The organism is Streptomyces goshikiensis (genome assembly GCF_014650555.1).
In the GTDB taxonomy this organism is placed as follows: Bacteria; Actinomycetota; Actinomycetes; order Streptomycetales; family Streptomycetaceae; genus Streptomyces; species Streptomyces goshikiensis.
Window position 1 is genome coordinate 302,932 of sequence record NZ_BMVE01000001.1, and the last position, 14,012, is coordinate 316,943.

At 71.6% G+C, this 14,012-nt stretch carries 10 protein-coding genes; 3 read left to right on the forward strand and 7 right to left on the reverse strand.

Annotated elements, in window-relative coordinates:
• Position 1 precedes the first annotated feature (1 nt).
• The 4 genes from IE248_RS01380 to gmd all read right to left on the reverse strand — a co-directional run bounded on the left by IE248_RS01380 (position 2) and on the right by gmd (position 5,141).
• On the reverse strand, positions 2–217 hold the full coding sequence (locus IE248_RS01380; RefSeq protein ID WP_037791312.1) for a DUF6458 family protein: 216 nt from the start codon (positions 215–217) through the stop codon (positions 2–4).
• A gap of 117 nt (positions 218–334) precedes the next feature.
• The gene (locus IE248_RS01385; RefSeq protein ID WP_073798324.1) at positions 335–1,021 is read right to left on the reverse strand and encodes a hypothetical protein; all 687 of its coding nucleotides are present in this window, start codon (positions 1,019–1,021) and stop codon (positions 335–337) included.
• An 85-nt stretch (positions 1,022–1,106) separates the two neighbouring features.
• The gene (locus tag IE248_RS01390; protein ID WP_190029805.1) at positions 1,107–3,881 is read right to left on the reverse strand and encodes a LamG-like jellyroll fold domain-containing protein; all 2,775 of its coding nucleotides are present in this window, start codon (positions 3,879–3,881) and stop codon (positions 1,107–1,109) included.
• A gap of 246 nt (positions 3,882–4,127) precedes the next feature.
• On the reverse strand, positions 4,128–5,141 hold the full coding sequence (gene gmd, locus IE248_RS01395) for a GDP-mannose 4,6-dehydratase (RefSeq protein ID WP_008738358.1): 1,014 nt from the start codon (positions 5,139–5,141) through the stop codon (positions 4,128–4,130).
• Positions 5,142–5,439: 298 nt separating this feature from the next.
• Here gmd and IE248_RS01400 point away from each other — a divergent pair, with 298 nt between their 5' ends.
• Entirely contained in the window at positions 5,440–6,384 is a 945-nt protein-coding gene (locus IE248_RS01400) for a GDP-L-fucose synthase family protein (protein ID WP_073798322.1), read from the forward strand.
• A 22-nt stretch (positions 6,385–6,406) separates the two neighbouring features.
• On the opposite strand, the gene IE248_RS01405 is transcribed toward IE248_RS01400, so the two are convergent.
• A complete protein-coding gene (locus IE248_RS01405) occupies positions 6,407–7,864 on the reverse strand; it encodes a sugar transferase (RefSeq protein WP_100582719.1) in 1,458 nt (485 codons plus the stop codon).
• 411 nt (positions 7,865–8,275) lie between these two features.
• On the opposite strand from IE248_RS01405, the gene IE248_RS01410 reads away from it, so the two are divergent.
• Complete coding sequence (locus IE248_RS01410; protein ID WP_037791308.1) at positions 8,276–10,549, forward strand: M4 family metallopeptidase; 2,274 nt, start codon at positions 8,276–8,278, stop codon at positions 10,547–10,549.
• Between the two features lie 116 nt (positions 10,550–10,665).
• On the opposite strand, the gene IE248_RS01415 is transcribed toward IE248_RS01410, so the two are convergent.
• Positions 10,666–11,145 carry a hypothetical protein gene (locus IE248_RS01415; RefSeq protein WP_073798321.1) on the reverse strand — a complete coding sequence of 160 codons (480 nt, stop codon included), beginning with the start codon at positions 11,143–11,145 and terminating at the stop codon, positions 10,666–10,668.
• Between the two features lie 175 nt (positions 11,146–11,320).
• On the reverse strand, positions 11,321–12,868 hold the full coding sequence (locus IE248_RS01420) for a DHA2 family efflux MFS transporter permease subunit (protein ID WP_190029806.1): 1,548 nt from the start codon (positions 12,866–12,868) through the stop codon (positions 11,321–11,323).
• Positions 12,869–12,998: 130 nt separating this feature from the next.
• Between IE248_RS01420 and IE248_RS01425 the strand changes: the two genes are divergently transcribed.
• Positions 12,999–14,009 carry an Lrp/AsnC family transcriptional regulator gene (locus tag IE248_RS01425; protein WP_190029807.1) on the forward strand — a complete coding sequence of 337 codons (1,011 nt, stop codon included), beginning with the start codon at positions 12,999–13,001 and terminating at the stop codon, positions 14,007–14,009.
• Positions 14,010–14,012: the final 3 nt, after the last annotated feature.

Consider the following 14,012-nt stretch of genomic DNA (forward strand, 5'->3'; position numbering starts at 1 on the left):
GTCAGAGGATGTCGCGGCGGGTTTCGTCCACCACCGGGAGGGCGGCCGTGCGGCGGCGCTTGAAGACGCTCGCGTAGACGGCGAGGCCGAGGGCGCCGGCCGCCATCATGATCAGGCCGACCAGGTCCAGGTTGACCCCGTCCATCTTCCAGTCGCTCGCGAAGGTGAGAACAGCCCCCACCACGATCAGGGCGATGCAGCCGCCGATGCCTCCCATGGATTCCGCCTCCGTAGTCGCTGTTCGTGTGAACACGCGGGTACCCCGGGCCCGTACGGAAAAACGCCCCCGGCGGCCGCAGTCGCGGTCACCGGGGGCGCGTTCGGGAGCCGGGGGTTACGCGGGGACCCAGGCGTAGCAGCCCGTGGAGGTGAACTCGGCGGTGCCCGCCGGGATCTTGGCGACGATCTTGTCGCCCGCCTTGAGCGGGGCTTCCGGGCCCGCGGAGAGGACCGAGCCGTCCTTGGAGCGGGACTCCCAGGTGCAGGTGGTGCTCTGGGTCAGCGCCCGGTAGCTGCCCGCCGCGGGCGACTTGCGGGTGCCGTCGGGGAAGCCCTTCGCCGCGGCGTCCAGGATCGGCTTCTGCTCGGGGCACAGGATCGTGATCGCGTCCTTCGCCGCCGGGATCTCCCCGGCGATGACGGACCCGGTCGCCGCGTCCTTGTCGCGCTTGGCGGTGCGCTCCACCCGTTGGCAGGACTCCTGCCCGTTCTGCAGGACCGCCGCCGGATCCATCTTCTCGGGGACCCGGCCGCTCAGGTACTGCTTCTCGTTGGGCTTGAAGGTGCCCGTCTTCGGCGTGAGCTTCGCGTCCGGCAGCACCGGACCCGTCGGCTTCGCCTCGGCCGGCGCCGCCGGGGCGGACGCGGCCGGGGAGTCCGCCGGGTCGGGCACCGACGAGGCGGCGGGCGGCTTCGGCTTGGCCGCCGCGGCGGGTTCGGCCTTGTCGCCGCCGGAACCGCAGGCGGTCAGCGTCAGGGCGGCGGCCAGCAGGACAGCAGCCGCTGCGGAGCGTCGGTACATCAGGTGGCTCCCGTACTTACTGGTAGAGAGGAGCCGCGGGGCCCGGCCCGGGAAGGCGGGCCCCGCGGCGTGCGTCACGAGGTGACTACTTGGCGCCGAAGGTCAGCACCAGCTCGGGCACGGCGTCCGCGGCCGTCGCCTCCGAGGACCAGATCCAGAGCGGATCGGTGCCCGTGCTCTTCAGGCCCACGGCGTACGCGGTGCCCAGCACGGGGGTGAGCGCGGTGGTGTCCAGCTCCACGCTGTGGACGGCCGAGCCGTCCGCGACGCCCGCGATGGCGCCGAGCGGGCTGGTGCCGAGGGCCGGCTTGGTGGTGAAGGTGGTGCCCGCACCGGTCCAGGTACCGGTGACCGGAACCACGGACACCGTGTCGGTCGTACCGGCACCGGCCTGCGTCGTGGTCTTGAACTGCAGCGACGCGGACTTCAGGACCTGTCCGGCCGGGGCGGCCGGCAGGTTGAAGCGCAGGTACGTCTCGTACGCCGAGGTGCCGCGCACCGCGAGCGAGGTCGACGCGCCGTAGGCGGTGCTCGGGGCGCCCTGGTTGACGTAGGTGTCCTCGGTCGCGGCGACCTCGGAGACCGTGTCGGTCGGGGCCTTGGCCAGGTCGAAGTGGTTCTTGACCTGGGTCTGCGTCAGCGCCGTCGGGTAGACGGCCGTCTCGTCGAGCTGACCGGCGAAGAAGTTGCTGGTCGGCTTGGTCGGCCAGCCGGTGAGGTTGTCACCGCCGGCGTGCCAGTAGCCCTGGTACGCGGTGGTGCCCGTGGAGCTGGAGGAGTCCTTCTTCTGGCCGTCCACGTACAGGGTGATGCCGCCGGGGCCCTGCGTACCGACGACGTGGTGCCACTTGTTGTCGTTGTACGTCTCGAAGAGGCCGGTGGAGATGGTCCGCGTCGAGCCGTTGTGGACGCCGAAGAACAGACGACCGGTGTTGGTCATGTAGATCTGCTTGTCGTACGTACCGCTGGTGCGGGCGTTGTTGTTGCCGAAGCCGATCAGCTTGCCGCCGCGCGTGGTGTTGGTCTTGAACCACGTCTCGACGCTGAAGGTGGCGCCGACCGACTGGCGGCGGTCGCTGTACACCTGCTGGCTGGTGCCGTTGAAGCCCATCGCCGTGCTGGTGCCGGTGATGGCGCCCGGGCCCTGGCGCAGCGCGGGGGCGTTCAGCTGGATGCCGCTGGTGTTGCCGGCGGCCGAGGAGTCGGCGACGTACGGGCTGACGGTGTCGTCGTAGCGCCAGTACAGGTTGGCGCCGTCGGCGCGGACCTGGTTCGGGTACGACTGCACCGAGGTCGGGACCGTGACGGAGACCGCGGCCGACAGGGCGCTGGTGTTGCCCGCGGCGTCGGTGGCGGTCACCCGGTAGCTGTACGACTGGCCGGCCTTGACGGTGGTGTCGTTCCAGGAGGCCTGGGGGCGCTCCCACTCCAGGGACTCCGCGGTCACCGTGGCGACCGGCGAGGCCGAGCCGTTGCGGTAGACGCGGTAGGTCAGCTTGCTGTCGTCCGCGTCGTAGCTGGTGCGCCAGCGGACCTGGGCCTCGCCGGGCTTGACGCTGGAGGCGCTGGCGACCGGGGTGGTCGGGGCGCCGACGTCGCCGGTGGAGGCGAACCGGGTCAGGGCCTGCTGCTCCTTGCCGTTGATGAGGGTGAACTCACCGCCGACCCACAGGTACTTGACGTCGTTCTTCTCCGCGACGGACATGACGCGCGGGCCGATGCCCTCGCCGATGCCGTCGTTCGCGGTGGGGTGCCAGCCGAGCTTGGCGGGGCTGGGCACGAACCCGTCCACGGGCGCGGGGGCGGCGCCCTGGTGGTCGGTCAGCTGCGCCAGCAGGAAGTTGCGCTTGCCGTCGGGGAACTGGTTCTCCAGCGAGCAGTCGTGCGCGTGCGAGGAGCTGTAGAGCACGCCCTGGTAGGGCAGTACGAACTGGGTCGCGCCGAGGCAGCGGTCGCGCCACTTCTCGTTGAAGTCGGTGCCGAGGCCGATGCGGCCGTCGAAGACGCCGCCGCCGGAGCCCTCGTTGCCGGTGTAGTACCCGGTCGCGTCGGCGGAGATGTCCTTGACCACCGAGTTCGACGGGATGTTGGTGTACGTCTTGGTGACGGCGCCGGTGGTCGCGTTCACGACGGCCAGGGCGTGCGTGCTGGAGCCGTTGACGTCGAAGAAGTCACCGCCGAGCAGGACGTTCTTGCCGTCGTTGCTGATCTCGATGGCGCGGCCGGGCTCGTCGGCGTTGGCGACGAAGGGCTTGACCGCACCGGAGGCGGCGTCGACCGCGGCGAAGCGCTGGCGCTCCTGGCCCTCGACGGCGTTGAAGTCGCCGGCCGCGTAGAGCGTGTCGTCGGTGACGGCCAGCGCGCGCACGGTGGCGGGGAAGCCCGGGTGGAAGGAGGCCTTGGGGGTGCAGCTCTCGATGTCGATCGCGGCGACGCTGGAGACGGGGGTGCCGTTGACGGCGCCGAAGTACCCGCCCGCGTACAGCGTCTTGCCGTCCTTCGACACGACCAGCGTGCGCACCGTCGCGGTACCGTCGGTGACGGTGAAGGCGAGCTTGCAGGAGGTCGGGTTGCCCGTCGCGGCGTCGAGCGCGACGAAGTTCACGGCTTCCTGCTCGGAGCCGGCGGCGCCCGCGGGCGGCGTGACGGCCGAGAAGGTTCCGCCGGCGAAGACGGTGCCGCCCGTCTGGGCCATGGCCCAGACGACGCCGTTCGGCTGCCAGGTGGGCAGCTCGTCGGCGGTGAAGGCCACGGGCGCGGTGATGGCGGACGCCTCGGGCATCAGCACCAGGCCTATGCCGGTTCCCGCTCCGGCGAGTGACAGGGCGAGGGCAGCAGTCAGCCCTCTGGATCTACGCATGAGCCCCCCAGGGCAATTGCCCGGTTTGATGGCTGGAACTATCCGAACAGCCATATGTACTGGCGCAGACTAGGGCTCACGCGAGGGCCCGGTCACCTCACTTGACCCATTGCATACCAACTTGGAATCAACAGGGTTCAGCCTGGAGGGCGCACTACGGACATACGGCAGGTTTGCCCCGGCCACACCCGTGCAGAGCTGTGGGAATGACCGGGACACGGCAAATCGTAGGCGAGACGAGCGACTTCAGCGGTCGATACGGACGGTCACTCCCGCGAGTTGGTCCTCGACCTGGCGGACATCGGCGTCAACCATGATCTGCGCGAGCTCGGAGACGAGGACCGTCGGCTTCCAGCCAAGGATGTCCTGGGCCTTGCTCGCGTCGCCGATCAGGGCGTCGACCTCGCTGGGGCGCTCGTACTTGGGGTCGTAGCGCACGTGCTCGTTCCAGTCGAGGCCCGCGTGTCCGAAGGAGGCCTCGACGAACTCGCGGACGGTGGCGGCGACCCCGGTGGCCACGACGTAGTCGGTGGGCTCGTCCTGCTGGAGCATCCGCCACATCGCGTCGACGTACTCGGGGGCGTAGCCCCAGTCGCGGACGGCGTCGAGGTTGCCGAGGTAGAGGTGGTCCTGGAGACCGGCCTTGATGCGGGCGACCGCGCGGGTGATCTTGCGGGTCACGAAGGTCTCGCCGCGGCGCGGGGACTCGTGGTTGAAGAGGATCCCGTTGACGGCGAACATGTCGTACGCCTCGCGGTAGTTCACGGTGGTCCAGTACGCGAAGACCTTGGCGGCGCCGTACGGGCTGCGCGGGTGGAACGGGGTGCCCTCGTTCTGCGGGGGCGGGGTGGCGCCGAACATCTCGGAGGACGAGGCCTGGTAGATGCGGGTGTCCACGCCGCTGGCCCGGATCGCCTCCAGCAGGCGGAGCGCGCCGAGGCCGGTCACGTCGCCGGTGTAGAGGGGGGCGTCGAAGGAGACCCGCACATGGGACTGGGCGCCCAGGTTGTAGACCTCGTCGGGCCGTATCTCGCGGAGCAGGTTCACGAGGGCGACGCCGTCGGCGAGGTCCGCGTGGTGCAGCACGAAGGAGCGGTTCGCGGTCTGCGGGTCCTGGTAGATGTGGTCGATCCGCTCCGTGTTGAAGCTGGAGGACCGCCGCACGAGCCCGTGCACCGTGTAGCCCTTGGAGAGCAGCAGCTCAGCGAGGTAGGAGCCGTCCTGTCCGGTGACGCCGGTGATCAGTGCGGTCTTGCCCATGTGGGTCCCCCTGGGGTTGGTTGTCGTGCGATGAGGCTGCGCCTCGGTCTGTGTTCCGGCCCGGCGTCGGCCTGCCGCCGGCGGCCGCCCGCCCGGGCGGGAGTCCCGCCGCCGCCCCCGTGCCCGGGACCGGATGCGTACCGTACATGCCGCCCGGTCCGGCGCCGCCGCCGGATCCGCGCGCCGCGGCCCGGGGTGCGGCCCGGGGTGCGCGGGCGCGGGGGGTGGGAGCAGGATCCGGACGCCGGATCCGGGCTCCCCCCGAGGTCCGCGCCAACGGACTGGCATCATCGGCGGTATGACAAGTTCGCTGCCGCTCCTGCCCCCGCACTCCCGTGTCTTCGTCGCGGGGCACCGCGGCCTCGTGGGGTCCGCGGTCGTCCGCCGGCTCACCGCCGACGGCCACGAGGTGCTCACCCGCGGCCGCTCCGAGCTCGACCTGCGGGACGCCGCCGCGACCGGGGCGTACCTGAGGGACGTCCGCCCGGACGCCGTCGTGCTGGCCGCCGCCAAGGTGGGCGGGATCATGGCCAACAGCACGTACCCGGTGCAGTTCCTGGAGGACAACCTCAAGATCCAGCTCAGTGTGATCGCCGGGTCGCACGAGGCGGGCGTGGGGCGGCTGCTGTTCCTCGGCTCCTCCTGCATCTACCCGAAGCTGGCCCCGCAGCCGATCAGCGAGGACGCCCTGCTGACCGGCCCGCTGGAGCCGACCAACGAGGCGTACGCCCTCGCCAAGATCGCCGGCATCGTCCAGGTCCAGTCGTACCGCAAGCAGTACGGGGCCTCGTACATCTCGGCCATGCCGACGAATCTCTACGGCCCCGGGGACAACTTCGACCTGGAGTCCTCGCACGTCCTGCCCGCGCTGATCCGCCGCTTCCACGAGGCGGCGGAGCAGGGGCGCGACGAGGTCACCCTGTGGGGATCGGGCACCCCGCGCCGGGAGTTCCTCCACGTCGACGACCTCGCGGCCGCCTGCGCCGTGCTGCTGAACACCTACGACGGCGACGAGCCCGTCAACATCGGCTGCGGCGAGGACCTCACCATCAAGGCGCTCGCCGAGACCGTCGCCGAGGTGACCGGCTTCCGCGGCCGGCTCGCCTGGGACACGTCCAAGCCGGACGGGACCCCGCGCAAGCTGCTCGACGTGTCGCGCCTGACCTCGCTGGGCTGGAAGCCGGGCGTCCCGCTGCGGGACGGCATCGCCGCGACGTACGCGTGGTGGCTCGGGCAGAACTGATCTCACGGGCCCCGGCCCGCCGTCAGTACGCTCCGCGACCGTCGACGACGGCGCGGAGGGTACGGCCCATGACGTCGACATCGCTGGTGAAGGACCAGTTGTCGACGTACTGAAGATCTAGCTGAATCGTTTCGTCCCACGAGAGGTCCGACCGCCCGCTGATCTGCCACAGGCCGGTCATACCGGGCCGCACAGTGAGCCGGCGCAGCTCGACCTCGTCGTACTGGGCCACCTCCTCCGGCAGCGGCGGGCGCGGTCCGACCAGCGACATGCTGCCCGTCAGTACGTTGACCAGCTGGGGCAGTTCGTCCATCGAGGTGCGGCGCAGCAGCCGGCCCACCCGGGTCACCCGGGGGTCGCGCCGCATCTTGAACATCAGGCCGTCGTTCTCGTTGGACCCGGAGAGCTCGGCCTTGAGCTTGTCGGCGTCCACGACCATGGTGCGGAACTTCCACATCACGAACGGGACCCCGTCGCGGCCGACCCGGCGCTGGCAGTAGAAGGCGGGGCCGCGCGAGGAGAAACGTATCGCCAGCACGACCGCGAGGAAGAACGGCGACAGCGCCAGCAGCCCGAGGCCGGCCCCGATCCGGTCCAGCACCGCCTTGAGCGCGGTCTGCACCCCGCGCCGCACGGGCGGAGCGACCCGCAGCACGGCGAGTCCGCCCGCGGACAGGGTCTCCAGCCGCTTGACGGATATCTCCACCAGACCGGGGAAGACGGCCAGTTCCATCCGGGCGTCGTGCAGCGCCCAGGCGACCCGGCGCAGCCGCTCCCCCGCGAACCGCGCCCCGGGCGCCACGAGCACCAGGTCGGCGTGGTGGGCGCGGACGGCGCCGAGCACGGCGGCCGGGTCCTCGGTCGCCGCGTCCGGCATCTGCGGGGCGAGCCGCCCGGCGACGGGCACCCCGCTCTCCAGGGCGCCGGAGCCGACGGGGACCACCCCGACGACGACGTACGGGTGGTCGGTGCGGGCGGCGAGGTGCGCGATGACGTCCTCGGCGGCCGCGGGCTCACCGACCACCAGCACCCGGCTGACGGCCTGCGCCTCGCGGCGGGCGGCGGTGAGGTGGCGGTAGGTGAGCTTGTGGCAGGCGACGGTGACGAGCAGGGCGGGCAACAGCGCCCCGAGGGCGGCCAGTCGGGGGGTGCTCTCCTCGGTCACCACCCGGGCGACGGCGAGGACACCGATGAGAATCAGCCAGTCATGGAGGACGGGGAGCACTCCACGGGATTCTCCGAGCGCGCGGGAGGTGTAACGGCGCCGCAGCGCCTGCACTCCGGTCCACGCCAGCGCGGCCGCGACGGCGCAGTACACGGGCCGGACCTGCTGCGCCGCGTCGAAGACCAGGCCGACGGGGACGGCCGCGCCGAGGAAGTCGGCCGTGACGGCGGCGGGCAGGTACCAGCGGGCCTTGTCACCCAGGCGGCGCGCGGGCACGGCGTACGGCCCCGCCGAATCGGCGGCCGCTCCGGCCACGGTTTGCGCAGGAAAATGAACACGGCTCACAAGGCCCCCCTGGCACGCGGTCTATGACGGTGGCGCCTGCCCGCGGCTTCCCCAAACGGCGGGCGACTGTCGCACCGGGAAACAGTACGACAAACACCCGTACGGTAAGTGCCGTTCGGGTTAACGAAATCTCTCGTTGCTCAAGTGTTAACAACCGGTATCAGTCATTCCAGGGCCCGGCCCCATCCCTCCCACACAAAGGTGAATGGTTCGGATACCGGATACGTCGCCTCGGACAACGGACCGTTTCCAGCCAACCTTTTGACGCGGCCCTGACATTGCGGCCGCCAGCTGTCACTCTTCGATCCGTTCATCGCACCAGCCTGCTCTGCCCGGCGGCCCACCCAGCCGTCCGGAACCCCCTTGCAGAAGGAGTCTGCGTTGAGTCCGACCCCCCACAGGCGTTCCACCGCCATCGGCGCCCTCATAGCCGCCGCCGCGATGCTCGCCGTAGGCATTCAGGCAGGTACCGCCACCGCAGACGCCACCGCGTCCTCGGCGACCAAGGCCGTCCAGGCCAACCCGGGCGCGGCTCCCAAGGCCCTCAGCGCCTCGGAGCGTGCGACGCTCCTGGCGGGCGCCAACGCCACCACCGCGCAGGCCGCGAAGGCCCTCGGCCTCGGTGGCAAGGAGAAGCTCATCGTCCGCGATGTCGTCCAGGATGCGGACGGCACCACGCACACCACGTACGAGCGCACCTACGACGGTCTGCCCGTGCTCGGCGGTGACCTCACGGTCCACGCCAAGGGCGGCGTGACCAAGAGCGTGACCAAGGCCACCAACCACGAGATCAAGGTCGCGGACACCTCCGCCGCCGTGACCCCCTCGGCCGCCGAACGCACCGCCTTCTCCGCGCTGTCGGCGAGCGGCGGCAAGGACGCCAAGGCCGAGCAGGGCGCCCGCAAGGTGATCTGGGCCGCCGAAGGCGCCCCCGTCCTCGCCTACGAGACCGTCGTCGGCGGTGTCCAGAGCGACGGCGTCACCCCGAGCAAGCTGCACGTGGTCACCGACGCCCGGACCGGCGCGAAGATCACCGAGTGGCAGGCGATCGAGAAGGGCATCGGCAACACCGAGTACAGCGGCCAGGTCACCCTCGGCAGCTCGCAGTCGGGCAGCAACTACACGCTGACCGACGCCAGCCGCGGCAACCACAAGACGTACGACCTGAACGGGGGCAGCTCCGGCACCGGAACCCTGTTCACCGGGCCGGACGACACGTGGGGCAACGGCTCGCCCTCCAACCGCGAGACCGCCGGCGCCGACGCCGCCTACGGCGCGCAGCTGACCTGGGACTACTACAAGAACGTGCACGGCCGCAACGGTCTGCGCAACGACGGCGTGGCCCCGTACAGCCGGGTCCACTACGGCAACGCGTACGTCAACGCGTTCTGGGACGACGGCTGCTTCTGCATGACCTACGGCGACGGCACGGGCAACAACCACCCGCTGACCTCCATCGACGTGGCCGCGCACGAGATGACCCACGGTCTGACCTCGGTCACCGGCAACATGACCTACAGCGGTGAGCCCGGCGGTCTGAACGAGGCGACCTCCGACATCATGGCGGCGAACGTCGAGTTCACCGCCAACAACCCGAACGACGTCGGTGACTACCTCGTCGGCGAGAAGATCGACATCAACGGCGACGGCACCCCGCTGCGCTACATGGACAAGCCGAGCAAGGACGGCGGCTCCAAGGACGCGTGGTACTCGGGCATCGGCAACATCGACGTCCACTACTCCTCGGGCCCGGCCAACCACGTCTTCTACCTGATGTCCGAGGGATCCGGCGCCAAGGTCATCAACGGCGTCAGCTACAACTCGCCGACCTCCGACAACCTCCCGGTCACCGCGATCGGCCGCGAGGCCGCCGCGAAGATCTGGTTCCGCGCGCTGACCACGGGTCTGTTCAAGTCGAACACCAACTACGCGGCCGCCCGTACCGCGACCCTCCAGGCCGCCGCCGACCTGTACGGGGCCAACTCGGTCACGTACAACAACGTGGCCAACGCCTGGGCGGGCATCAACGTCGGCGCCCGGCCGCCGGCCTCCGGCGTCTCGGTCACCCCGATCGCCAACCAGACCACCCAGGTCAACACCGCCGTGAGCCTTCAGGTCCAGGCGACCAGCACCAACCCGGGTGCGCTGAGCTACGCGGCGACCGGCCTGCCGGCCGGCCTGTCGATCAACGCCTCGACCGGTCTGATCTCGGGTACGGCGACCACCGCGGGCACGTCCAACGTGACCGTGACGGTGACCGACTCGGCGAGCAAGACGGGCACGACGTCCTTCACCTGGACCGTCGGCACGTCCCAGCAGAACGTGTTCGAGAACACGAACGACTACCAGATCGCGGACAACGCGACCGTGGAGTCGCCGATCGCCGTGACCCGCACGGGCAACGCCCCGAGCACCCTCAAGGTGGACGTCAACATCGTCCACACCTACGTCGGTGACCTGAAGGTCGACCTCGTCGCCCCCGACGGCTCCGTCTACAACCTGCGCAACCGCACCGGCGGCAGCGCGGACAACATCGTCCAGTCCTTCACCGTGAACGCCTCCTCCGAGGTGGCGCAGGGCACCTGGAAGCTCCGCGTAGCGGACCTCGCCAGCCTGGACACCGGCTACATCAACAGCTGGAAGCTCACCTTCTGACCCCTTCGGGGCAGGGTGTGACCCACGGCTGAACCCGAAAGACCACGGGGCCGCCCGGGAGGAAACCTCCCCGGGCGGCCCTGTTCCATTGGCCGCGGGGCCGCCCGGCCCGCGGGTCAGCCCATGGAGCGCATGATCGAGCGGAAGATGTCCTCGTCCTCGTCGTCGTGCTGCCAGTTGCCGTTGCCGCCCTGGTGGTCCGGGCGGCCGTGGTGCTCTTCGCCCTCGGTCGGCACGAAGAGGACGGAGGCGACCGACACGTTCCCGCGCGAGCGCTGGCCCGGCGAGAGCGTCTCCACGTCCCGGCCGCCGCAGGTGGCGTTGTCGAAGAGGATCGCGAGGGACCGGGTCTCGTTGCGGACCTGGTAGGCCGGGTCGCTCTCCGAGGTGCCGGTCAGGCGGTAGCAGGTGTCGTTGTCCGCCGGGCGCAGCTGCGCCTGGCGCTCGTAGCCGTTCTCGTCGACGAACCGGTAGTGCAGCTCGCCGAGGTTGCGGCCGTCGTGGCCGTCGTGGCCGCCCGCCAGCGACGGGCCGGCTGTGGGCAGGACGATCGCGAGGGCGGCGACGAGCGCCGCGGCGGTGGTTCTGACACGCATGGGGGAGTCCGTTCCTCGGGTTCCGGGGATGCCGGTCCGGTGGCATCCGCCGGAAGCGTAGGAGCGGACCGTTCCACTGAAACGATTCAGCGCGCCCGGTGTGCTCCGCGTGTTCGAAGGTTCACCCGTGAGAACCGCCGGGGCCGCCCGTACGGGCCCGGCCCGGCGGGTTCCGTCACGGCGTCTTCGCCTCCGTGGCGGCCGCCTCCGCCCGGGCGGCCGGGACCGCCGCCGGAGCCGTCGCCTGGCGGGGGGTGCGTACGAGGAGCAGCACCAGCAGCGCGCCCAGCAGGCCCATCGCCCCCGAGACCACGAAGGTCTCCCGCAGGCCGCTCGCGAAGGCCAGGTCCACCAGGTGGGCCACCGACTCCCGCGCCTGGCCCGCCGGGGCCGCGCCGATCAGCCGGGCCGCCTGCCCGGAGGCCAGCGCCTCCGCCGTCCGGGCGCTCTCGCGGGCCCCGTCGCCGCCGAGGCCGGACCGCAGGCCCGCGTGGAACACCGCGCCCAGGACCGCGATCCCGAGCGCGTTGCCCAGCTGCCGCGAGGTGTTGAGGGCGCCGCCCGCCATGCCCGCCCGGGCCGGGGCCACCGCCGCCATCGCGGCCGAGGCCAGCGCCGGGGTCGCCGCGCCCACGCCGACACCGGTGACCACCAGCCCCGGCACCAGCGCCGGCCAGCCGTCGCCCGCGTCCAGCAGCAGCGCCTGGAGCAGCGCGCCGATGCCGATCAGCAGCAGTCCGCCGCCCACGGTGAGCCGGGCCGGCATCCCGTGCAGCAGCCGGCCGGCCGCCGCGGCGACCACGAACGCGGCGAGGCTGAGCGGCACCAGCACCAGCCCCGCTCCGACCGGGCCCATCCCCTCGGCCGACTGGAGCCACAGCGAGGTGTACATCAGGTACGAGAAGGCGGCGCCGGAGAGCAGCAGCGAGCCGGCCATGATCCCGGTGAAGGCCGGGTCGCGGAAGAGCGAGAGGTCCAGCATCGGGTGGGAGCCGCGCAGTTCGGCCACGACGAAGGCGGCGAAGGCGACGGCGGCGAGCCCGAACAGGCCGAGGGTGGCGGCGGAGGTCCAGCCGTCCTCGCCGCCGCGGATCAGCGCGTACGTCAGCGTGCCGGCGCCGGCCGTGAAGGTGGCCATGCCGGGCAGGTCCAGGCCCTTGGCGCGCGGGTCGCGGGACTCGCCGACGGCGCGGAGGGTGACGTACACCGCGAGCGCGGAGACCGGCAGGTTGATGAAGAAGATCCAGCGCCAGCCGAACTGCTCGGTCAGCACGCCGCCGAGGATGGGTCCGGCGGCGGCCGCCGCGCCGTTGACCGCGCCCCAGACGCCGAAGGCGACGCCGCGGTCGCGTCCCTGGTAGGCCGAGCTGAGCAGGGCCATGGTCGTGGCGAACATGGCCGCGCCGCCTATGCCCTGGAAGGCGCGGAAGGCGATCAGGGCGCCGAGGCCGGTGGCCAGCCCGCAGGCGAGCGAGGCGGCGGCGAACAGGGCGAGCCCGCCCAGGTAGACGCGGCGGCGGCCGATCCGGTCGGCGAGCGAGCCGGCGCCGAGCAGCAGGGCGGCGAGGGCCAGGGCGTAGACGTCCATGACCCACTGCAGGCCGGCGAACCCGCTGTGCATGTCGGCGGCCATGTCGGGCAGTGCGACGGTGACGATCGTGACGTCGACCAGCAGCATGAACGCCCCGAGGCAGACCGCGGTCAGCGGCAGCCACTTGCGCATGGGTTTCTCCTTCTTCGTTCGAGGGGGCCAAGGTGGCAGGCGGAGCCGGGGATCCTTCCACCAGATACGGGTGTGCGGCGGATTTCGGTCATGGAATCTCCTGGAATGATGGAAAGCGATGGAGGAGACCATGAAAGACGTTGCGCTGGACAGCCTCGACCGGCAGCTGATCGAGGGGCTGATGATCGACGGCCGGGTGCCGCTGCGCCGGCTCGCCGAGGTGCTGGGGGTCTCCGACCAGACGGTGGTGCGGCGCTACCGCCGGATGCGGGCCGCCGGGCTGGTGCGGGTGGTGGGCCTGCCGCTGGGCCGCCGGGTCGGCCTCTTCGAGTCCTGGCTGCGGGTGCAGTGCATGCCGGACGCCACCTTGGCGGTGGCCGAGGCGCTGGCCCGGCGCCCGGACATCGCCTGGGTGAAGCTGGGCTCCGGCGGTACGGAGATCCACTGCATGACGAAGGCGCGGACCCGCCGGGACCGCGACGTGCTGCTGCTGGACAAGCTGCCGCGCACCCGCCGGGTGACCGGGGTCAGCGCGCACACCATCCTGCGGACCTTCTCGGGCGGCCCGGACCGCTGGTTCGGCCTGGACGCCCTGGGTCCGGAGCAGACCGCGGCGCTGGAGCGGCCGGCTCCGCAGGGACCGCCGCCGACGGAGCGCTACAGCCTGGACGACGCGGAGCTCGCCATGCTCGCCGTACTGGGCCGCGACGGCCGGGCCGGCTTCCCGGAGCTGGCCGGGGCCTCGGGGCTCTCGGAGTCCACGGCGCGCCGGCGGCTGGACCGGCTGCGGGAGCTGGGCGCGGTCTACTTCGACGTGGAGCTCGTCCCGACGGCGCTGGGGTACGAGGCGGAGGCGACGCTGCTGCTGACCGCCGAGCCGGCGCGGCTGGCGCAGGTGGGCGCCGCGCTCGGCGGCCATCCGGAGGTGCCGTTCGCGGCGGTGGTGACGGGCGCGGCCAATGTGATGGCGGTGGTGGTGTGCCGGGACACCGAGGCGCTGTACACGTACCTGACCGAGCGCGTCGGCGCGGTGGAGGGGGTCCGCCAGGTGGAGGTGATCCCGACCCTGCGCAGCGTGAAGCGGGCCGGGATGTTCGTGGAGGACGGGCGGCTGGTCGACCAGCCGCCCGCCTCCTCCTAGGAG